This window comes from Pseudomonas sp. ef1 (assembly GCF_007293365.2).
GTDB classification, from domain to species: Bacteria; Pseudomonadota; Gammaproteobacteria; order Pseudomonadales; family Pseudomonadaceae; genus Aquipseudomonas; species Aquipseudomonas siliginis.
This window is the reverse complement of the sequence record NZ_CM129815.1, coordinates 5,016,968-5,037,474: the sequence shown is the minus strand read 5'-3', so window position 1 is coordinate 5,037,474 and position 20,507 is coordinate 5,016,968. Positions and strand designations below refer to the sequence as shown.

Below are 20,507 nucleotides of genomic sequence, written 5' to 3'. Positions count from 1 at the left end.
CGGCTCTTGAAGAGACGCGGAGCGTCCCGGGCTGCATTCCCACGCAGAGCGTGGGAACGATCAGGTCCGAGGCAACTCGATCACAAACCGCGTCCAACCCGCTTCAGATTCACAACGAATCTGCCCGCCATGCGCCCGCACGATCGACTGGGTAATTGCCAGCCCCAACCCCGCATGCTCACTGCTGCCTTCCTGCCGCGCCGGATCCGCTCGATAGAAGCGGTCGAACAGACGTGGCAGTAATTGCGCGGAAATACCCTCGCCACTGTTCTCGACGCAGACGCGCACGGTTTCCCCCTCGTCGACGATGCTCAAGCGCACATAACCCTCGGCCGGGGTAAACCGCAGTGCGTTATCCAGCAGGTTCGACAAGGCTCGGCGCAACATGCCGCGATCACCTTCGATTTGCGCCTCACCTTCACGGCTCAAGCTCACGCCAGCGTCTTCCGCCAATGGCGCAAAAAACTCCAGCAGCATGTCGGCCTCATCCGCCAGCTCCAGTGGTTCGCGCTTGGGCATCAGCAAGCCGTGGTCAGCCTTGGCCAGGTAGAGCATGTCGTTGACCAGTTGCGCCATCCATTGCAGTTCTTCGAGGTTGCTGTGCAGCGCTTCGCGGTAATCCTCCAGTGCCCGTGGGCGGGTGAGGGTGACCTGGGTGTGAGTCAGCAAGTTCGACAACGGTGTGCGCAGTTCATGGGCAATGTCGGCGGAGAACGCCGAGAGGCGCTGAAACGAGTCGTCGAGGCGTTCGAGCATGGCGTTGAAGCTGTAGGCCATTTCTGCAAGCTCTGGTGGCATCTTCTCTTCAGGCAGTCGGGCATTCAGCGATTGCGCAGAAATCCCACGGGCCACTGCGCTCATCCGCCGCAACGGGCGCAGACCGCTGCGCGCCGCCCAAGCCCCGAGCAGGGCAGTAGCCAGCGCCGACAGGCCGACGGTCAGCCAGATCAGATGCTGCATGCGCGTAAGAAAATGCTGGTGATGGGTGATGTCCAACAGCAGCGTCAGTTGTGGCGAGTCCGCTGTGTCCGGGTAGAGCGGGGCGCGCAGCACGCGGTAATCGGTGCCGTCATGGCTGATGGTCGACAGGCCTGTTTGCAGCGGCAGATTCTTCGGAATCTGCACCGAGCTGTCATACCAGTGCTGACCGTCGCCACTGGTAATGCGCAACGACAGATCCGCCTGACGGCTGAGTTCATCGGCCAGCCGCGCCTCGCGCTGGGCAGGTTGGAGATCCTGCAAGGCGCGGCGCAGGCCGATCAGTTTCGTCTCCAGTTGTTGCTGGTCAAGCTCGATGAAGTGCGCCTCGCTGGCGCGGTCGAACAGCACCCCGGCGAACAGCGAGACCACCGCAGTGCAGGCGGCAAACAACAGTGCCAGGCGCGTGCTCAAGGACCAACGACGCATCACAGCGAACGCTCTTCGAGCACATAACCCATGCCGCGCACGGTATGGATCAATTTGTTGGGGAAGTCATCGTCGATCTTCAGGCGCAAGCGGCGGATCGCCACTTCGATAACGTTGGTGTCGCTGTCGAAATTCATGTCCCAGACCTGCGAGGCAATCAGCGACTTCGGCAACACTTCACCTTGGCGGCGCAGGAGCATTTCCAACAGGGCGAACTCCTTGGCGGTCAGGTCGATGCGCTGGCCGCTGCGTTCGACCCGGCGGCGGATCAGATCCAGGCGCAGATCGGCCAGTTGCAGACTGGTTTCCTGGGCGATACCGCTGCCGCGCCGCAACAGGCTGCGCACCCTGGCGAGCAATTCGGAGAAGGCGAATGGCTTGACCAGATAATCGTCGGCGCCCAGTTCGAGGCCGTGAACCCTGTCCTCTACGGCGTCTTTGGCGGTAAGAAAAAGTACCGGCGTGTCGAGACCAGCGCTGCGCACCGCTTGGAGAATCTGCCAGCCACTGCGCCCGGGCAGCATCACATCGAGGATCAACAGCGCGTAGTCGCCGCTCAAGGCCAATTGCTGGCCGGTGATGCCGTCGGCCACCAGCTCGGTATTGAATCCGGCCTCGGTCAGGCCCTGACGCAGGTATTGGCCGGTTTTCGCTTGGTCTTCGACGATCAACAGTTTCATGGGCGACTCGGGCGGGGTTGGTATTTGGAAGGGCGAGGGCGTTATACCGTGAGATCCGGCAATAAGCGCCAAGCTGACAAAGTTGTAATCTGCCTGTCAGGTCGATGCCAGCCCTGGGTGGTTAGAGTTTTCCACAGGCTGAACCTTGTCTTGTTGGAGTACGACCATGTTTTTGCGCACCTCCCTGAAAATAGCCGCCTGTCTGCTGGCATTGAGTACGCCAGCCTGGGCGACACCGGCGCACACCTTCGCCTTCGGCCAGCCGGCAGCGGCGAGCCATGCCACGCGGACTATCGAAATCGTCATGGGCGACATGAACTTCGACCCGAAAGCCATACAGGTCAAGGCCGGTGAGACGGTTCGCTTTGTACTGGTGAATAAAGGCCAGTTGCTGCACGAATTCAACCTCGGTGATGCGGCGATGCATGCCAGTCACCAGCAGGAAATGCTGCAGATGCAGCAAAGCGGCATGCTTACGCCTACCGGCATGAAAGAAATGTCCCACGACATGGCGGGCATGGATCACGCAGCGATGGGCCATGGCATGCAGCATGACGACCCCAACAGCGTACTGGTCGAGCCCGGTAAAACTGCCGAGTTGACCTGGACCTTCAGCAAGGCCACGGCGCTCGAGTTTGCCTGCAATATCCCCGGGCATTATCAGGCGGGCATGGTCGGCAAACTGACAGTCAGTCAGTAAGCACTCAAAGGCGCGGGCAAAGGCTGGTAGAATCCGCTGATTCTTCAGTCAGGTTTCCGCCATGCATCCCGCAGCCGAACATTCGCCGCTGGGCAAATCCAGCGAATACATCGCCACGTACACGCCGTCCCTGCTGTTCCCGATTCCGCGCACCGCGAAATGGGCCGAGCTGGGCCTGACCGCCGAAACCCTGCCGTATAAAGGCGTGGATTTCTGGAACTGCTTCGAGCTGTCGTGGCTGCTGCCGTCGGGCAAACCGGTGGTGGCGATCGCTGAATTCAGCATTCCGGCGGACTCGCCGAACATCATCGAATCGAAGTCGTTCAAGCTCTACCTCAACTCGCTGAACCAGACGCCGTTCGCCGACGTTGCCACATTGCAAGCGACGCTGGTCAAGGATCTGTCCGCCGCTGCCGGTAAACCGGTGGGCGTTCGGGTTCGCAGTCTGAAGGACGTCGAAGCTGAAGGCGTGGTGGGGTTGCCGGGCGTGTGCATCGACGATCTGGATATCAGCGTGAGCAATTATGAACACCCGCGTCCGGAGCTGCTGCGTTGCGATGATTCGCGGATCGTTGAAGAGAGCGTGCACAGCCACCTGCTGAAATCCAACTGCCCGGTGACCAGCCAGCCGGACTGGGGCAGCGTCGTGGTGGAATATCGCGGCGCGGCGCTGGATCACGCCAGCCTGCTGGAGTACATCGTCAGCTTCCGCCAGCATTCGGACTTCCACGAACAATGCGTGGAGCGGATTTTCCTCGATCTGCAGCGGTTGTTGAAACCTGAAAAGCTCACCGTGTTTGCACGTTACGTTCGCCGTGGTGGGCTGGATATCAATCCGTATCGCAGTACCGAAAGCGTACAGCTGCCGAATCATCGGCTCGTACGTCAATAAAGATCCTGAGTGTGCGATATCCAATGTGGGAGCGAGCCTGCTCGCGAATGCGGTGTGTCATTCAACGATGATGTCGACTAACACGACGCCTTCGCGAGCAGGCTCGCTCCCACAAGGGCTTGCATGCACATTTTGCAAATGAAAAAGCCCTGCCATCGCTGGCAGGGCTTTTTTGTGCGGCGGGGCGTCAGATGCCCATGCTGCCCAGCGTATTCATGATATTGCGCAGGGTGCCGGCGATCGCCGGGTGTTCGACTTCGAAGCGCTCGACCGCCAGGTTCACGCCGTCGGCGATGCTCGCGTCCTGGGTGGCAGTTTCCAGCTGGATTTCGGATTCGATCTGCGCCATCAGCGCATGCAGATCCTCACGCTCGGCTTCCGACAGCGGTGGATTGTGTTCCAGCTGCTCGCGCAGAGTATCGAGCTGTTTTTGCAGTTCTTGGGCGGGCATGGTGGTTTCCTTTTATCAATAGGCACTGGCATTGACCGCAGCCACGCGCCAAAGGTCTATGGCTGACCTTTAGATTAATCCACTCTTGGTAAACCTGCATGACGCCGATCAGGGCTTTTCGCCTTTGGCGCGGCGCAAGCTGATGTCGGCGAGGCAGGCGTCCAGTTCGCCGAGATGATCGATCACCGAATGCACACCCAGGCCGAACAACTGCACGGTGGCCTTGCCGCGCAACTTTTCGCGTTCCTTTTGCGACAGAACCTGCCACTCGCTCGGGCTCAGGCCGCACAGCGAGCCGCAGGACGCCAGGCCAATCGTCCATAACCCGGCATTCAGACCGGCCTGTAACAGGCGCGGCTCACCACTGACCAGCACGCAGCCGTCGAGGCGGTCGATGTTCAAACTCATCAACGCTTGCCAGCAGGCGTTGGGGGCGGGCCACGGATTCATTGTTGCTGAATGTTGCGTCGGCTTGATCCAGTCCGGCAGCGACGCGGCCAGTGGTTGAGCGAGGGCAGGGGGCAATTCGTCGAGCCACGCGCAGGGAATTCCTTGGCGCTGCAAACTTTTCAAGCTATCGAGTGCGCCGGGTGTAGTTTTGGCATGTTCCGGCTGGGCGTTGAGCTCTTGCGCGGCGCGGGCACCGAAATCCACCAGGCAACCGCTCAGGCCGAACAGCACGGCAGTCAGGCCGGGCGCGGCGACGGGCAAGGTTTCGGCGTGAGTCATGGCAACGTCCCTGAAATAACGCTCAAGGCTAGGGCGCTGGGGTGACAGTTGCATGACAGCCGAGTGAAAGCCTGTGTAGGAAACTTCCTGCATATCCTTGCAGCGGTGCACTGCCCAAATCGCCGTTTACGCTTATACTAGCGGCCTTAATGCCCGGGCCGAGAGGACCGCGCCAGTATCGAATCCAAGGAGTTTTTCTATGCGCTGGAGCCCTTCGCTCACTCAGCTAAGTGTATGTGCCAGCCTGTTGCTGGCGCCGTTCGCCACCCAGGCGGCCACCGAAGAAGACCCTTGGGAAAGCGTCAACCGGCCGATTTTCCAGTTCAACGACTTCGTTGACACCTACGCGCTGAAGCCTTTGGCCCAGGGTTATGAGTTCATCACTCCGCAGTTCGTCGAAGACGGCATTCACAATATGTTCCGCAACGTCGGCGACGTGACCAACCTGGCCAACAACATCCTCCAGGCCAAACCGGCTGCGGCGGGCGTTGATACCGCCCGACTGATTTTCAACACCACCTTCGGACTGCTCGGCTTCTTTGATGTCGGCACCAAGATGGGCTTGAACCGCAGCGACGAAGACTTCGGTCAGACCCTCGGCTATTGGGGCGTGGGCAGCGGCCCATACGTGATGCTGCCGCTGATGGGGCCGAGCACCCTGCGTGACGCACCGTCCAAATACGTCGACAGCTTCACCGGCGCGTACCGCTACATCGACCACGTGCCGACGCGTAACTCGATCTTCGGCCTGAACATCGTCGACACCCGCGCCAGCCTGCTGTCGAGCGAGAAGCTGATCAGCGGCGATAAATACACCTTCATCCGCAACGCTTACCTGCAGAACCGTGAGTTCAAGGTGAAGGACGGTCAGGTTGAAGACGATTTCTGATTTTGACCGGTGATGAAAAAGGCGGCCCTCGGGTCGCCTTTTTTGTCCGCGCCAGAGCGTCGCCTGCGACTGCCACTACCTTCCATCGGGTTACCGTTGGAGCGGTTCTTATAACTCCCGGTGATTTGACAAACAAAGTCGTCAAGCGACAATCGGCGCATGCTTGAAACGCTCTGCGGATGGGAGTACCGTCTGCGCCTTAGAAGGGCACCTCTGTTTAAAACCCCGCGCCAGGCGAATGCTTGAAAGCGCTGCAACAGAGAGGCTAGAAAGCGAATCCAGTAGTCTGCGCAGGGCCGTTGCCCCGCTCACTACGCCAACCTAATTCTGGCGCCGTTTGCCCACATGCCAAAAACCAGTGCCACGCTGCTGATAATCGATGATGACGAGGTAGTGCGCGCGAGCCTCGCGGCCTATCTGGAAGACAGTGGTTTCAGCGTCCTGCAGGCCGGCAACGGTCAACAGGGTCTTCAGGTATTCGAGCAAGACGAGCCCGATCTGGTCATCTGCGATCTGCGCATGCCGCAGATGGGCGGTCTCGAACTGATCCGTCAGGTCACCGAGCGCTCACCGGAGACGCCGGTGATCGTGGTCTCGGGTGCCGGGGTGATGAACGACGCGGTCGAGGCCCTGCGCCTGGGCGCGGCGGACTACCTGATCAAGCCTCTCGAAGATCTGGCTGTGCTCGAGCACTCCGTGCGCCGGGCCTTGGATCGTGCGCGACTGCTGCTGGAAAACCAGCGCTACAGCGAGAAGCTGGAAAAGGCCAACCGCGAGCTTGAAGCCAGCCTGAATCTGCTCCAGGAAGACCAGAACGCCGGTCGCCAGGTGCAGATGAACATGCTGCCGGAAAGTCCGTGGAGCATCGATGAATTCAATTTCGCCCACCAGATCATCCCGTCGCTGTACCTGTCGGGTGATTTTGTCGACTATTTCCGCGTTGACGAGCGCCGGGTCGCGTTTTATCTGGCGGATGTTTCCGGGCATGGTGCGTCATCAGCCTTCGTTACCGTGCTGCTGAAGTTCATGACCACGCGTTTGCTCTTCGAATCGAAACGCAGCGGTACCTTGCCGGAGTTCAAACCTTCGGAAGTGCTCGGTCATATCAACCGGGGGCTGATCAGTTGTAAGCTGGGTAAACACGTCACAATGGTCGGTGGAGTCATCGACGAGGAGACCGGTTTGTTGACCTATAGCATCGGCGGCCATCTGCCTTTGCCTGTGTTGTACACGCCTGACAGTGTTCGTTATCTCGAAGGCCGTGGTCTGCCGGTGGGGCTTTTCAACGAAGCCACCTACGAAGACCACGTGCTTGAGCTGCCGCCGACGTTCAGCCTGACGCTGATGTCTGATGGCATTCTGGACCTTTTGCCGGAAGCAACGCTCAAAGAAAAAGAGGCTGCTTTGCCCGAACGGGTGAAGTCAGCGGGCGGCAGCCTGGATGGTCTGCGGCAAGTGTTTGGTTTGGCCACGCTAGGGGAGATGCCGGATGATATCGCCCTGTTGGTGTTGAGCAGGAATCTTTAATGAGTACCGGTAGAATCCAGTTCGCCGAGCAGGACGGCACCTTCGTCCTGAAGTTCGTCGGTGAAGTTCGCCTGACCCTGTGTTCGGCGTTGGATGCGACTATTGAGAAAATCTTCACCGCGCTGAATTTCAACGCGATCGTGATCGATTTGACCGAAACCCGCAGCATCGACAGCACCACCCTCGGCCTGCTGGCCAAACTGTCGATCCTGTCGCGGCAGAAGGTCGGCCTGTTGCCGACGGTTGTCACCACCCACGAAGACATCACTCGGCTTTTGCAGTCGATGGGCTTCGAGCAGGTGTTCAACATCGTCAACCACCCGGTGCCGTGCCCGGAGTGCCTGGACGACCTGCCGGATCAGGACCAGTCCGAGGAAGTGGTGCGAATCAAGGTGCTGGAAGCGCACAAGATTCTCATGGGCCTGAACGATTCCAATCGTGAAGCGTTTCATGATCTGGTCAATGCCCTGGAAAGACACTGACCTCATGAATTGATGGTGTCTGGGCTGGCCTCATCGCGGGCAAGCCCGCTCCCACAATGATCGCGTGAAACCTCAAACTTAGGTTCTCCACATACCCTGTGGGAGCGGGCTTGCCCGCGATGGCGTCGGGTCGGTCGATACATTTATCAGTGCAGGCAAATGAAAAAGGGCGAACCCTCACAGGTTCGCCCTTTTTGCGTTCTACAAACTCAAATCACAGCTTGGCCTGCAGCAATGCTTCCAGTTTTTCCTGGTCGCGGGCGAACTGACGGATGCCTTCAGCCAGTTTCTCGGTGGCCATCGCGTCTTCGTTGGACAACCAGCGGAATTGCGCTTCGTTGAGGCTCAGACGCGCTTCACCGGCATTGCCCGGCGCCAGTTTGCGTTCCAGCTTGCCGGTATCGGCGGCCAGCTTCTCCAGCAGTTCCGGGCTGATGGTCAGGCGATCGCAGCCGGCAAGTTGCTCGATCTGGTTGATGTTACGGAAGCTGGCGCCCATGACCACGGTCTTGTAGTCGTTGGCCTTGTAGTAGTTGTAGATGCGCGTCACCGACTGCACGCCCGGATCATCGGCGCCGGTGTAGTCGTTGCCGTTGGCCTTCTTGTACCAGTCGTAGATGCGGCCCACGAACGGCGAAATCAGGAACACCCCGGCATCGGCGCAGGCGGCGGCCTGGGCGAAAGAGAACAGCAGGGTCAGGTTGGTCTGGATGCCTTCCTTCTCGAGGATCTCGGCGGCACGGATGCCTTCCCAGGTCGAGGCGATCTTGATCAGCACGCGGTCGCGGCCGACGCCGGCCTTGTCGTACAGCTCGATCAGGCGATGCGCACGCTTGAGGATCGCATCCTGGTCGAAGGACAGGCGCGCATCCACTTCGGTGGAGATGCGGCCCGGAACCACGTTGAGAATTTCCTTGCCCACTGCGACGCCGAAACGGTCGCTGGCCAGGCCGACATCGCCCTTGCAGTCGCGAACGCAATCGTTCAGCAGTTCGGCGTAACCGTGAATGGCCGAAGCCTTGAGCAGCAGGGAAGGGTTGGTGGTGGCGTCGACCGGTTTGACTCGGGCGATCGCTTCGAAGTCGCCGGTGTCGGCAACCACGGTGGTGAACTGTTTGAGTTGTTCCAGCTTGGAAGTCATGGGCGTGCTCTATCCTATGGGTCTGAAGACATTACCCGAGCGCTGACGGGCACTCAAGGGTGCATTCGTGGATCGATGGCCCCTGCGGCAACAACCTGAAAACGATTGTTTGAAAGGTGGGGCGCGGTGTCGCTGAATACGATGCCAAAACAGCCCACAGGTTCAAAGCAACCGACCTGTGAACAGACCGGTTGCTCGAGCTCTACTCAGCGTTCAACACACCTTCCACGGACAACCGCGCCGGTTTTGGCTGGCCGTCAGAGGTGAGAAAGCCGAAGTTCTTCTCGCGATCGTTGCTGCCTGAATCACTGTTCCTCCATTCATAGATAGAGGTCAGGGGAATATTCAGGCGTTTAACGTCGGTAATAAACGCGTTGATCTTGGTCGCTTGCCCCTCAGGACCACCGTTGGAGGCGAGGGCCGAAACCCCCCATTCACTGATGACCCCCGGCAGATTGAAGTTCTGCTGGATGAAGGTCTGCGCGTTGCTGATTTGCGTGGCGGTCATGCCGTAAGGGTGATAAGACACGGCGTTGAGGCATTTCGGGTACTCGCTGACGATACTTTTCATCGCCACCGTCGACGCCGAGCTTGCGCTTGGCGGCCGGGCGAAGCCGAAACCGACCCGTGGTGTCGTCTGCGGCTGACCTTCGAAGGCCTTGCACATGCCGGCCATGAACGGCACGAACGTTGTGTCGAAATTGCGCGTCGGCCAATAGGTTTCCAGGTCCGGCTCGTTCCAGATTTCGATCGCCACCAATTGCGAGCTCCAGGATTTTTCCAGCCCGGTCACAGTGTTGGCGAACTTACCGCCGGCGGCGTTCAGCTCTTCGGGCGAAGTGGCCGGCAATGCCTTGATCGCGCGCACCGTCAGCAGCACCGGCAGGCCGGCGGAAGCGGCGGCGGCGAAGGCATCGCTGACCTGTTTCTGATAAGTCTTGGCGGTGAGGCTGTCGCTCCACACACCGAAGCGCACAAAGCTGAAGCCTGCCGCTTTGATCTGCGCGGCATCGGCGGCGGTGAAACTCTGGATTTTCACCTGCACGCCGATGGTTTTTGCTGGAAGGTTGGGGAACAGCTCACTGGCGTGAACCTGGCTGGTGGCACCGAGCGCCATCAGGGCGAGGGCGGCGAGTTTATTGCGCTGTGCTGTTTTCATGTCTGCTCTCCTGAAGAGAATGACAACTACGAATATTTATCCCGTTACTCAATTTCCGATAACGGTGATGGCACTAAGTGCGCGAATGTTATTTTTTGTCAGGAAAACAGCAACTGAAAATCACAGTTATTTTTAGTCCGCTAATTGTGGTTGGGGCGGCTTAAAACGCTGTGGTACTTAATGTTCCTGTACTAACAGGGCGAAGCTATTTCTGAGTGCAGGAAAGTCGTGAGGGTTCATTAACTTTCACGGCATATTGGCTGTTTGATATTACACAGGAAAGCAAGACTTGTTCAAAAAGATCCTCGTTGTCTGCGTGGGCAATATATGCCGAAGTCCGACGGCCGAACTACTGCTGCGCAACGCGCTGGGCCAGTCCGCCATCACCGTGTCTTCCGCCGGCCTGTCCGCCCGCGTCGGCGAGGGCGTGGAGGCCTCGGCGCGGCAGGTTCTCGAAGAACACGGGCATTGCGCCGAGGCTTTCAAGGCGCGGCAACTGACCTCGGACATCGTCAATGACTCGGACCTGATCCTGGTCATGGAAAAGACCCACGTCAATCAAGTGCTGAAGATTGCCTCGCACGCCAGAGGCAAAGTGTTTCTGCTCGGTAAATGGCAGAGCGAGCGCGAAATACATGATCCGTATCGTCAAGGCAAAGCCGCGTTTATTCATGCCCACGCATTGATTGAAGATGCTGTTAGTTCATGGGCAAAGCGTCTCGGGCATTGATGAATCTTCTTCAGAACAGTAAATGGTAAGAACAGACTTATGCAGTTACCGTCCGTAATCGGCACCCGCGACAATGATCAAGACAGTATTGATCTGCTCGGCATCTTCGGCAGCCTGATCGACCAGAAGTGGCTGATCGGCGCGCTGACGGGCGCCTTCATGGTCACCGGCGTCGCCTATGCGGTTCTGGCAACGCCTGTGTACCTGGCGAACGCGCTGGTGCAGGTCGAACCGAAAAAGAACGACATGCTCGGTTTCTCCGACCTCAACAGCATGCTCGGTGGGCAATCGCCGTCGGTGACCGAAATCGGCATCATCAAATCCCGCGCGGTGATCGGCAAAACCGTTGACGACCTGCGCCTGGATATCGACGTCACGCCCAACACGTTCCCGTTAATCGGCGGCTTTCTTTCGCGGCGTTATCGCGGAGACAGCGAGACCAGCGTCGCGCCGCCGCGTTTCGGCTTGAACAGTTATGCCTGGGGCGGCGAACGTCTGGAATTCAATCGGCTGCAATTGCCGAAAGACCTGCTCGGCAAGAAACTTACCCTGATCGCCGGCGAGCAGCAGCGTTTTCAACTGTTCGATGAAAACGACAATCTGCTCGCCGAAGGCGTGGCCGGCGAAGCGTTTGCCAATGACGGTGTAGAAGGGCAGATCGCGCACTTGTTGGCCAACCCCGGCACGCGCTTTCAGGTGGTGCGCAATCCTCGGATTGTGACCATTCAGGGCTATCAGGACGCGCTGGATATCTCCGAACAAGGCAAAGAGTCGGGGATCATTCGTCTGGCGCTGGCCAGCTCCGACGCGGCCGAAGCGGTGAAGATTCTCAACAAGATCGCCTCGCTCTACGTCGAACAGAACGTACGCCGCACCTCGGCGGAAGCCGCGCAGAGCCTCGCGTTTCTGCAAAGCCAGTTGCCCCAGGTCAAGCGTGATCTGGCCAAGGCCAGCGACGCCTTGAATGCCTACCAGACCCACGGCAAGACCGTAAACATCTCGCTGGAAACCCAGTCGGTGCTGGGCCAGTCGGTGGCGCTGGAAACGCGCATCTCCGAGCTGAAAATGCAGCAGGCCGAGCTCGATCGCAAGTTCACCAAACAGCACCCGGCCTATCGTGCCTTGATGACGCAGATCGGCGAATTGACCCAGCAGCAGAAATCCCTCGAAGGCAAGGTTCAGGACCTGCCGGCCACCCAGCAGGAATTGCTCAACCTGACCCGTGACGTCGAGGTGGCCTCGCAGATCTACACGCAGTTGCTGAATAAATCCCAGGAGCTCGACATCGTCCGCGCCGGGGCCGTCGGCAATGTGCGCTTGATCGACACTGCCGATGTCGACCTGACCAATCCGATCAAACCGAAGAAGCCGCTGATCGTACTGATCGCGACATTGCTCGGCGCGTTTGTCGGCGTGGCGCTGGTGCTGCTGCGCAAATCCCTCAGCCGTGGCCTCGAAGGCCCGGAGGGCATCGAGCAGTTGGGCCTGCCGGTTTATGCGTCGATTCCCTACAGCGCCTTGCAGGAAGAAGAGGACAACAAAAAGGGCCGCGCCCGCGATGGCGTCGACAAACCGGCGTACCTGCTGGCGCTGCGCAACCCGACCGATCTGTCGATCGAATCGATCCGCAGCCTGCGCACCTGCCTGCACTTTGCCGGGCTCGATTCGACCAACAACCGCATCATGATTTCCGGGCCGAGCCCGCAGGTCGGCAAGACCTTCGTCTCGTCCAACCTTGCGGCGGTCATGGCCCTGAGCGGCCAGCGCGTGGTGCTGATCGATGCCGACATGCGCAAAGGGCACCTGCACAAAACCCTCAACACGCCGATCAGCAATGGTTTGTCCGACCTGCTGGTCAAGCGCTGCACCCTCGAACAGGCGATCAACAAAGTCGAAGTCGACAACCTGCACTTCATCAGCCGGGGGCAGGTGCCGCCCAATCCTTCCGAGCTGCTGATGCATGCGAACTTCCGTGAGCTGCTGGCGCAACTGAGCGAGCGCTACGACCTGGTGATCATCGACACGCCGCCACTGTTGGCAGTGACCGATGCCGCCATCGTCGGTCGCGAGGCCGGCATCAGTCTGATCGTTACTCGCTTCGGGGTGAACCCGGCCAAAGAGATCGAACTGACCATTCGCCGCTTCGCCCAGAACGGCATCGAGTTGAAAGGCGCGGTGTTCAACGGCGTCGAGAAACGTGCCGCCAGCTATTACGGCGGCACTGGCTATTACAACTACGAATACGCGTCCGACAAATCCTGATGGTTGCCGATTGTTCTTTCCTGTTTGAAGTGGGTGAGTTGTGAAAAAAATACTGCACGTGGCAGAGACGATCAAAGGTGGCGTGGCGACGGTGATCCGCACGATCTCGGCATCGCCCGAAGACGACGCAGCGAATTATCAACTGGTCTATCTGGTGCCCGAGGATCAGGCCAAGGAGCTGCACGGCATCGCCCCGCAGCAGGTGCGCACCTTTCCACGCAGTGGCCGCAACGTGCCGTCGCTGCTGCGTTTCGCCTGGCGTCTGAGCCAGGTGCTGCTCAAGGAAAAACCCGACGTGGTGCATTTGCACAGCACCTTTTCCGGGGTGATCGGCCGTGTTGTGTGTGTGCTGTTGCGACCATGGCGCAAGCCGAAAATCGTCTACTGCCCGCATGCGTTTTCGTTCCTCATGGAAAGCTCGCCGACCAAGCAGAAGGTCTATGCGTGGATCGAGCGGGTGCTGCAGAAAGTCACCGACGTGATCATCTGCGTCAGCCAGTACGAGCTGGATAAAGCCGCGCGTTTCGGCATCGAGCGCAAGCGCATGAAGCTGATCTACAACGGCATTCATCACAAGGATGACGCGCCGAAAACCACTGGCGCCGAGCCGATTCATCTGCTGTTCGTCGGGCGCCTGGATTACCAGAAAGGCTTCGACGTGCTGCTCAAGGCCTACGCCAAGGTCAACCGCAACGACCTGAAACTCACCGTGGTCGGCAGTGCGGTCAACGAAGATTCGGTCGAGTGCCCGCCGATGGATTCGGTCGAGTACCTGCCGTGGGTGACCCCGAGTGAAGTGCAGGCGCTGTATCAGAAAGCCGATGCGCTGATTGTGCCGAGTCGCTGGGAAGGCTTTGCCATGGTGCCGCTGGAAGGCATGGCCATGGGACTGCCGGTGATCGCCAGCAACTGCACTTCACTGCCGGAACTGGTCACCAATGAAGTGTCCGGCTACGTCTTCCCCTCCGGCGATCACCAGGCGCTGGCCGACGTGTTGACGATCATCCAGAAGCCGCGCCTGCTCGACCTCGGCAACGAAGGCCGGAGCATTGTCCGCGAACGTTTCAGCGCCGCGTTGATGATCCGCCAGACCTACGACCTGTATCACGCTCCCACTTATTAAGTAGAACTCAAGCTTATGAACGTAACGATTTTGCATGGCTACAGTGCGTCCAACTCCGGTGACGGCCTGCTCGTCGATCTGGCCATTGCTCTGGTGCAGCGTAACTTCGGTGACGACACCGCGATCAGTGTCGTGGCGTCCGACCCTGAGTCGTTCAACTATCTGCCGCACCCGCGTTTCGATGCGCCGGTGATGGCGGCCAAAGGTCTGGGCCGGGTCAAGCAAGCGGTGTTTCTCAATCAGTCCTACGCCGGGCTCGCCGATCTGCTGAAGAAGACCGATCTGATCGTCGGCGTTGGCGGCGGTTACATGCGTTCGAAAAGCGCCTTCGAGCACATCAAGCTGAAGCTCGGCCATGCCAAGCAACTGGAAACCGCGATTCTCAGCAAAGTGCCGTCGGTGTACCTGCCGCAGAGCATCGGCCCGTTCCACGGCGAGAGCAGCAAGATCGTCGAACACTACGCCAGCGCCGATGCGGTGTTCGTGCGTGACAACCGTTCCTCGGCGATTTTTGACGCTTGCGAAAACGTCTACCGCGCGCCGGATCTGGCCGTGCAGTCGCTGGCGAGCAAGATTCTTCAGCAACCGAAATTCACCCGCTGCGCCGCCTCGCCGGCGACAGTCTGCGTGGTGCTGCGCAAGCCGCCGGAGTGGAGCAAAGAGAAGAAGGTCGCTTACGTGGCCAATTTGAAACTGCTGCTGCAGCGCCTGAAGAACAAAAGCAAAGTGGTCTGCGCGGTACAGAGCGCGGTGCGGGGCAACGATGACGGCGCGTTCTACCGCGAGCTGGGCATCAACGAAGACCTGCTGTCGCTGAAGGCAACCATCGCCAAATACCAACCCGATCTGGTGATCTCGGTGCGTCTGCACGGCGCCATCGAATCGCTGCTCTCCGGCGTGCCGGCGTATCACATCAGCTACGAGCGCAAAGGCTTTGGCGCCTATCAGGACATGGGCGTCGAGGACTGGGTGATCAACGGCGGCGACATCGACGTCGACACCATCATCAACACCGTCTACGCGCCCAATGCCTTGGCGGATTTCGGCAAGCGCCTGACCGACACTTGCCGCGAGATCGAGGCGAAAACCGTGGCCATGGACGAAATCATCAAGGGTGTCGTTCGATGATATTTCGGCTGTTGCTTCGCGGCGGAGCCTTGGGCGCGAAGTTCTTGCTGGTGTTGGCCATCACCCATTACCTCGGTTACGAGGCGCTGGGTTTTTACGGTGTGGTGGTCGCGGCTTCGCTGATCGCTTCGAAGTTCTACAGCGTCGGCTTCAGTTCCGAAATCAACCGTTTGATCAGCGTCGGCGGCAGCTCGCGGCGGGTGGTCGACAAGGTTCTGCTGCTGTATCTGGCGGTCGGGCTGTTGTTGTCGGTACTGACGGTGCTGGTCTATTCGCTGTTCCAGTCGGTGGAAGCAACCGCCACCTTGATCCTTTGCGTGACCCTGGTGCTGCTCACCGAGCACCTGTCGTTCGAAATCAATTCCTTCGTGTTTTCCGCGCAGAAAGCCACCGCCGGCGCCTTGATGTTCTTCATCAAGACCGGCCTGTGGGCGGTGTTGGCGGTGGGCGGCATGGTGCTCGGCTGGGTCGCGGGCATCGCCAGTGTGTTGTGGCTGTGGGTCGCCGCCAACGTCCTGGTGATCGTCGCCGGTTATTTGATCGTGGTGAACGTGCACAAGGGCCGCGAAGCAGCGCCGCTGGATACCGCGACGGTGTGGAAGGCCGGGTTGCCGTTCTATCTTGGGACCGGTCTGATCGCCCTGAGTCAGTACGCCGAGCGCTTTCTGATCATCGACCTGGAGCCCTACGCCAGCCTCGGTAAATATGTGTACGCGTGGTCGGCGGCCAATACCTTGCAGGCGTTGTCGTATGCGGTGGTGGCGGTGGTCGGCATTCCGGTGTTGGCCAAACGGTTTCAGGCCGATCAGCAGGCGTTCACGGTCAGGCAACTGTTCGTCAACAAATGGGTGATGCGCTCGCTGGTGGTCTCTGCGGTTGTGGCCGTGGCGATCTATGTGTTTTTCAATGTGCTGCTCGATTACGTCGCCAGCAGCGTGCCGCGCCCGGATAACGCGCTCCTCGCGGTGCTGATTTTTTCCTTCGCTTTGCGGGCGATTGGCGACATCGTCTGGGGCGGTTTGATTGCTTCGAAAAACAGCCGGGTGTCGCTGGCCAGCGCGGCGCTTTGCCTGCTCATTTCGGTGCCGGTCAGCTATGTGCTGATCAAGCATTACTCGATCTATGGCGCAGCGTGGGGCAACGTCTTCGCCATCGTCGTGCAACTTGGTGTGATTGCAGTGTTGACACGTGTCACCGGCGCGAAAAAAGGCTGCGCTGTCATGGGCCTGAAGCTGCCGCGCATCGAGTTTCGTGGGCGCAAATTCGATTCGTCTATTTCCTTCCTGATTCTGTTCACCGGACTGTTTCTGTCAGTGGCGATGCCGTTGCTGGTGCCGCGTGATCCGGGGCCGGATGCAATGACCTTGTGGTCGTCATATGCGCGCGCCGACAACTGCAATTTCTGGAACCCGTTCTCGCCGGATCGCTCGTCCTACGAGTGTTCGGCGTTCCTGCTGCGGCCCACCGGGATCAATCTGACCAATGCCTGGGCCTACGGCATGTTCTGCAATTTCTTCCTCACTGCAATTCCGGTGGTGGTGTTCCGGCGCATGCCGCTGACCATTTTCGGCACCCTGTGCCTATGGGGCATCGTGCGCTCGTTTTTCCTTGAGAACTTGACCAAGGAGATCATCGTCTCGGTGGCGGTGTTGAGCATTCTGCTCAGCGCATTGACGCGCAAATATCGCGGCGGTTTTTTTCTTTCGGCGGTGATTTACGGCGTGTTGATCCGGCCGTACTGGATTCTGTTTTCGCTGTCGTGGGTCGGCGTCTGCGTGATGAAAAAGTACGTCTCGCGCTTCACCTTCTTTCTGATGCTGTTCCTGTTTTATCTGGCGGTGGCCATGGCCATTCAGCTGGCGCTGGGCTTTCCGGTGTCATCGATCCGGGCGAGCAACAACGAGCTGCGCACGGCGGGCGAGGAGGGCTCGAAGTCGCTCATCGTGTCGTGGCTCAGCGGCAGTGACTTCGTCTCCCAGGCACTGGATTCGATGATCATTTTCTTCCGCCTGTCGTTCCCGGTTGAGCTGATTCTGCTGTCCGGGCCGGGGCAGGTGATCTTTGTTGCGCTGATGATCATGACCGCGCTGCTGCTGTTCAAAGTCATCACTTCGACCGACTACAAGGGCGCGCCGATCCAGACCAAACCCAAGGAACTGATCGCGATTCCGCTGGCGTTTCTGTTGGTGCAAGGCTTGTTCGAGCCGGACTTCGGCTCCTTTGCCCGACACTTCTCCATGGTGGTGCCGGTGTTGTTCGTCGGCCTGGGCTTGATGCTGCGCGCGAACAAACCGGTGCAGATCGAATCAAGAATTCTCACTTAAGGCAGGTGCTCTATGTCGAGCAAGAAAAAATCCCTGGAGATCGAAACCCTGCGCGGCCTGGCGTGCCTGCTGCTGGTGCTCTATCACGTCATCGGCCCGCTGGGCGGCGGCTTGAAGATCGACATCGGCTCGCCGTTCCGGGTCATCGCCGACTCGATGGTGTACGTGCGCATGCCGCTGTTCACGTTTATCTCCGGCTACATCTATTCGATCTACAAGATTCGCGGCAATGACTTTTCCGCGTTCTTCGCCGGCAAGGTGCGGCGGCTGATCTTGCCGCTGTTCTGCGTCGGCGTGCCGTTCTCGGTGCTGCAAGCGGTGGGTCCGGGGGTGAACAAGGACGTCGGCGTGATCGACGCGTTGTTGTCGTTCTGGATACCGATCAACCACTTCTGGTTCCTGCAGGCGGTGTTCAGCATTTTCATCTTCGTCGGCTTGCTGGAATGGCGCGGCCTGCTGCGTTCAGCAACGCGGCTGTATGGCTTGTTTGCGTTTGCGGCGGTGTTGTTCCTGCTGCCGCCGTTGCCGCTGGATGCGTTCGGTATCAACGGTGCGATTTACCTGCTGCCGTTTTTTGTTGCAGGGATGATCGGTCAGGAAAATGTCGATGTTTTGAAACAGCGTTTCAAAGTGATCGGGCCGCTGTTGTTTGTGCTGATTTCACTGACGCTGCTGTACGTCGCGGCGATTGATCGAGAGCTGATTGTTGATCGCCGCAGCCTGATTGGTTTGACGGTGGGTTGCGTGTCTTGCATTGCGTTGCTGTCGAGTGACATGCGTTCGAAAGCGCTGACCTGGCTCGGTGGATATTCCTATGCGATTTTCCTTTTTCATGTTTTGTTCGCGGCGACCTCGCGGTTTGTCCTCGGGCGCCTCGGCGTGAAGGATGAGAGCTTGCTGGTGCTCGGTGGTCTGAGTTGTGGATTGCTCGGGCCGGTGCTGTTGGCGATGGTGTTCAGTCGGTTCAATTTCACTTCGGTGCTGTTCCTTGGCGAGCGTGCGGCGAAGCGGAAACCGTTGGCGCCCATCACCCCGGTGGTACAGACGCAATCCTCCCTGTAAAAGCTGACGAGTGAAACGAGGCTGCGATCTTTTGATCTTTTGTCGTGGCTTGCGAAGGTCAAAAGATCGCAGCCTCGTTGCACTCGTCAGCTCCTACAGTGGATTCGTGCAAGTCACACCATCCTTGTGGGAGCGAGCCTGCTCGCGAAGGGGCCATCCCGGACAAAGGAAATATTCAATGATGCCAGTAGACGCCCCTCAACCAGTCGCCACCTCGGCAATCACGGTAGACGATGCCCGCCAGCGCTTTGCGCAGTGGCGCGAGGGCAAGGCCGGCAAGGTGCTGGCGGTTTCGGTGATCGGTGACAGTTACACCGCCGGGCAGGATTTCTACCTGAACAAACTGGTGCAGCGAGTGGCTGCCGAGGTGGGTTTCGCCGGCCCCGGTTACGTCGGTTTCAACCACGGCGCGGCGCTGGGCGGCACGCACTTCAAATACACCCGCAGCAACGACAAATACTTCGGCGGCGGCTGGAAGGTTTCCGACCTGGGCCAGGCCAGCCCGGACAGTCGCACGATCAGCGGCAAGCCGGGTGCCTGGTTGCAAGTCGATGCCAACCCTTCGCCGCGCATCGATACCACGGTCACTCAGGCGAAACTGTTGTATCTGGGCAACGGCGAATCCGATGAGCTGCGCTATCGCTGGTCGCCCGCGCAGGCCTGGCAACCGTTGAAACTCGCAGGCTCAGGCGTTCAGGAAATCGCGCTAGCGGGCGCTCCATCAGCCGCAGACTGGTCATTCAGACTGGAAGTGGTGAAGGGCGCGCCGACGCTGTTCGGCCTGTGGCTGGGTAACCATCAGCAGGGCGTGCGAGTGTCGAAACTGGCGGCCTCCGGCGCGGCATCGGCCGATTTCTATCACGCCGATCGACAGTGGCAGACGCAATGGAAAGCCGTGGTGTCGAAGATCCCGGCCGACGTTTACCTGATCATGCTCGGCGGCAACGATCAGGGCTTCGGCGTCAAACCTGCGCAGTATCTGCAAAACGTCCAGGGCCTGGTGAGCATGCTCCGCGAGATCCAGCCAGCGGCGAGCATCAACCTGATCATGCGTCAGGACACCACGCGCTCCAGCGCTTATCCGATGTCGGCCTACGCTCAGGTACTCGAACCGTGGGCGCGTGAGCAGCAGCTCGGTTTTGCCAACCTGCAATGCGCATTCGGCCCCGACGTCAAACGCTACGCCAGCGCGATGATCGGCCCGGACAAGATTCATCCGTTGCCAGCCACGGGCGGGAAGGTGATTGCCGATTATTTTTATAGCTGGATCATGGGCGCCAACGATCGTTGCGACAAACCCCCGTTGTAGGAGCTGACGAGTGAAACGAGGCTGCGATCTCTTGATCTTCATTGCGATCCGCAAAGATCGCAGCCTCGTTTCACTCGTCAGCTCCTACAGGTTGATCATGCCGATGCGAAACTGTCGACTTGTTCGAGTAACTCCGCAAGCTTGCGCGGCATCAACCGCGCATCACAACGGGTTTCCACGTTGATGATGATCGCCGGGTCGTTGCAGCAGATGCGCACGCGAAAGCGCCAGTCGCTGAAGATCACTTTCAGGCCATCGCGGTCATCCATTTCCAGCGCCTGTTCGCCATACAACGCCTTCAGATGCGCGAGTAGCGGATAGGGATCACGCAGCGGCCGGCGGATATCGCCGGACGCAGGAAACACACCGATCCGCTCCACCAGCAGAATCGTGCCCAGCCAGGTTTCGTTGGCGCTGGGCAGCGGTTGATGGCGCGACAACCAGCTCATCACCCCGAGGTTGCCCACCTCACGTTCAATCTCTGTCGAATGTTGTGCAATGTTCATGGTTGC

General features: G+C 59.2%; 19 protein-coding genes. 12 read left to right on the top strand and 7 right to left on the bottom strand.

Annotation, left to right across the window (positions count from 1 at the left end; all coding sequences use genetic code 11):
* Positions 1-60: 60 nt before the first annotated feature.
* Both FEE99_RS22960 and FEE99_RS22955 read right to left on the bottom strand, forming a co-directional pair.
* The gene (locus tag FEE99_RS22960) at positions 61-1,407 is read right to left on the bottom strand and encodes a heavy metal sensor histidine kinase (protein ID WP_041477327.1); all 1,347 of its coding nucleotides are present in this window, start codon (positions 1,405-1,407) and stop codon (positions 61-63) included.
* Entirely contained in the window at positions 1,407-2,087 is a 681-nt protein-coding gene (locus FEE99_RS22955) for a heavy metal response regulator transcription factor (protein WP_041477325.1), read from the bottom strand. Before FEE99_RS22955 ends, FEE99_RS22960 begins: the two co-directional genes overlap by 1 nt.
* A gap of 166 nt (positions 2,088-2,253) precedes the next feature.
* Here FEE99_RS22955 and copI point away from each other — a divergent pair, with 166 nt between their 5' ends.
* Both copI and queF read left to right on the top strand, forming a co-directional pair.
* Complete coding sequence (gene copI, locus FEE99_RS22950; RefSeq protein ID WP_041477323.1) at positions 2,254-2,787, top strand: copper-resistant cuproprotein CopI; 534 nt, start codon at positions 2,254-2,256, stop codon at positions 2,785-2,787.
* A 61-nt stretch (positions 2,788-2,848) separates the two neighbouring features.
* On the top strand, positions 2,849-3,679 hold the full coding sequence (gene queF, locus FEE99_RS22945) for an NADPH-dependent 7-cyano-7-deazaguanine reductase QueF (RefSeq protein WP_041477321.1): 831 nt from the start codon (positions 2,849-2,851) through the stop codon (positions 3,677-3,679).
* A gap of 187 nt (positions 3,680-3,866) precedes the next feature.
* On the opposite strand, the gene FEE99_RS22940 is transcribed toward queF, so the two are convergent.
* Positions 3,867-4,130 carry a DUF4404 family protein gene (locus FEE99_RS22940; RefSeq protein ID WP_016775472.1) on the bottom strand — a complete coding sequence of 88 codons (264 nt, stop codon included), beginning with the start codon at positions 4,128-4,130 and terminating at the stop codon, positions 3,867-3,869.
* A gap of 108 nt (positions 4,131-4,238) precedes the next feature.
* Complete coding sequence (locus FEE99_RS22935) at positions 4,239-4,859, bottom strand: phosphatase (RefSeq protein WP_041477319.1); 621 nt, start codon at positions 4,857-4,859, stop codon at positions 4,239-4,241.
* Between the two features lie 199 nt (positions 4,860-5,058).
* On the opposite strand from FEE99_RS22935, the gene FEE99_RS22930 reads away from it, so the two are divergent.
* The 3 genes from FEE99_RS22930 to rssC all read left to right on the top strand — a co-directional run bounded on the left by FEE99_RS22930 (position 5,059) and on the right by rssC (position 7,757).
* Positions 5,059-5,748, top strand: a complete 690-nt coding sequence (locus tag FEE99_RS22930) for an MlaA family lipoprotein (protein ID WP_016775470.1) — start codon at positions 5,059-5,061, stop codon at positions 5,746-5,748.
* A gap of 345 nt (positions 5,749-6,093) precedes the next feature.
* On the top strand, positions 6,094-7,275 hold the full coding sequence (rssB, locus tag FEE99_RS22925) for a two-component system response regulator RssB (protein WP_041477317.1): 1,182 nt from the start codon (positions 6,094-6,096) through the stop codon (positions 7,273-7,275).
* Complete coding sequence (rssC, locus tag FEE99_RS22920; RefSeq protein WP_003226553.1) at positions 7,275-7,757, top strand: anti-sigma factor antagonist RssC; 483 nt, start codon at positions 7,275-7,277, stop codon at positions 7,755-7,757. Before rssB ends, rssC begins: the two co-directional genes overlap by 1 nt.
* Positions 7,758-7,971: 214 nt before the next feature.
* Here the strand turns inward: rssC and tal are convergent, their stop codons facing one another.
* Both tal and FEE99_RS22910 read right to left on the bottom strand, forming a co-directional pair.
* Positions 7,972-8,898: a transaldolase gene (gene tal, locus FEE99_RS22915; protein WP_041477315.1), complete on the bottom strand. Its 927-nt coding sequence runs from the start codon at positions 8,896-8,898 to the stop codon at positions 7,972-7,974.
* Between the two features lie 202 nt (positions 8,899-9,100).
* On the bottom strand, positions 9,101-10,057 hold the full coding sequence (locus FEE99_RS22910; protein ID WP_041477314.1) for a glycosyl hydrolase family 5: 957 nt from the start codon (positions 10,055-10,057) through the stop codon (positions 9,101-9,103).
* 289 nt (positions 10,058-10,346) lie between these two features.
* Here FEE99_RS22910 and FEE99_RS22905 point away from each other — a divergent pair, with 289 nt between their 5' ends.
* The 7 genes from FEE99_RS22905 to FEE99_RS22875 all read left to right on the top strand — a co-directional run bounded on the left by FEE99_RS22905 (position 10,347) and on the right by FEE99_RS22875 (position 19,995).
* Complete coding sequence (locus FEE99_RS22905; RefSeq protein ID WP_041477312.1) at positions 10,347-10,787, top strand: low molecular weight protein-tyrosine-phosphatase; 441 nt, start codon at positions 10,347-10,349, stop codon at positions 10,785-10,787.
* A gap of 39 nt (positions 10,788-10,826) precedes the next feature.
* Complete coding sequence (locus FEE99_RS22900) at positions 10,827-13,049, top strand: polysaccharide biosynthesis tyrosine autokinase (protein ID WP_041477311.1); 2,223 nt, start codon at positions 10,827-10,829, stop codon at positions 13,047-13,049.
* 40 nt (positions 13,050-13,089) lie between these two features.
* The gene (locus FEE99_RS22895; protein ID WP_041477309.1) at positions 13,090-14,172 is read left to right on the top strand and encodes a glycosyltransferase; all 1,083 of its coding nucleotides are present in this window, start codon (positions 13,090-13,092) and stop codon (positions 14,170-14,172) included.
* Positions 14,173-14,187: 15 nt separating this feature from the next.
* Positions 14,188-15,300: a polysaccharide pyruvyl transferase family protein gene (locus FEE99_RS22890; RefSeq protein WP_041477306.1), complete on the top strand. Its 1,113-nt coding sequence runs from the start codon at positions 14,188-14,190 to the stop codon at positions 15,298-15,300.
* 1,220 nt (positions 15,301-16,520) lie between these two features.
* The gene (locus FEE99_RS22885; RefSeq protein ID WP_041477303.1) at positions 16,521-17,624 is read left to right on the top strand and encodes a hypothetical protein; all 1,104 of its coding nucleotides are present in this window, start codon (positions 16,521-16,523) and stop codon (positions 17,622-17,624) included.
* Positions 17,625-17,636: 12 nt separating this feature from the next.
* Positions 17,637-18,686, top strand: coding sequence for an acyltransferase family protein (locus FEE99_RS22880; RefSeq protein WP_041477301.1), 1,050 nt, complete (start codon positions 17,637-17,639; stop codon positions 18,684-18,686).
* Between the two features lie 178 nt (positions 18,687-18,864).
* Positions 18,865-19,995, top strand: a complete 1,131-nt coding sequence (locus tag FEE99_RS22875; RefSeq protein WP_041477299.1) for an SGNH/GDSL hydrolase family protein — start codon at positions 18,865-18,867, stop codon at positions 19,993-19,995.
* Positions 19,996-20,090: 95 nt separating this feature from the next.
* Here FEE99_RS22875 and FEE99_RS22870 read toward each other — a convergent pair whose 3' ends face one another.
* The gene (locus tag FEE99_RS22870; protein ID WP_041477296.1) at positions 20,091-20,501 is read right to left on the bottom strand and encodes a mannose-1-phosphate guanylyltransferase; all 411 of its coding nucleotides are present in this window, start codon (positions 20,499-20,501) and stop codon (positions 20,091-20,093) included.
* Positions 20,502-20,507 lie beyond the last annotated feature (6 nt).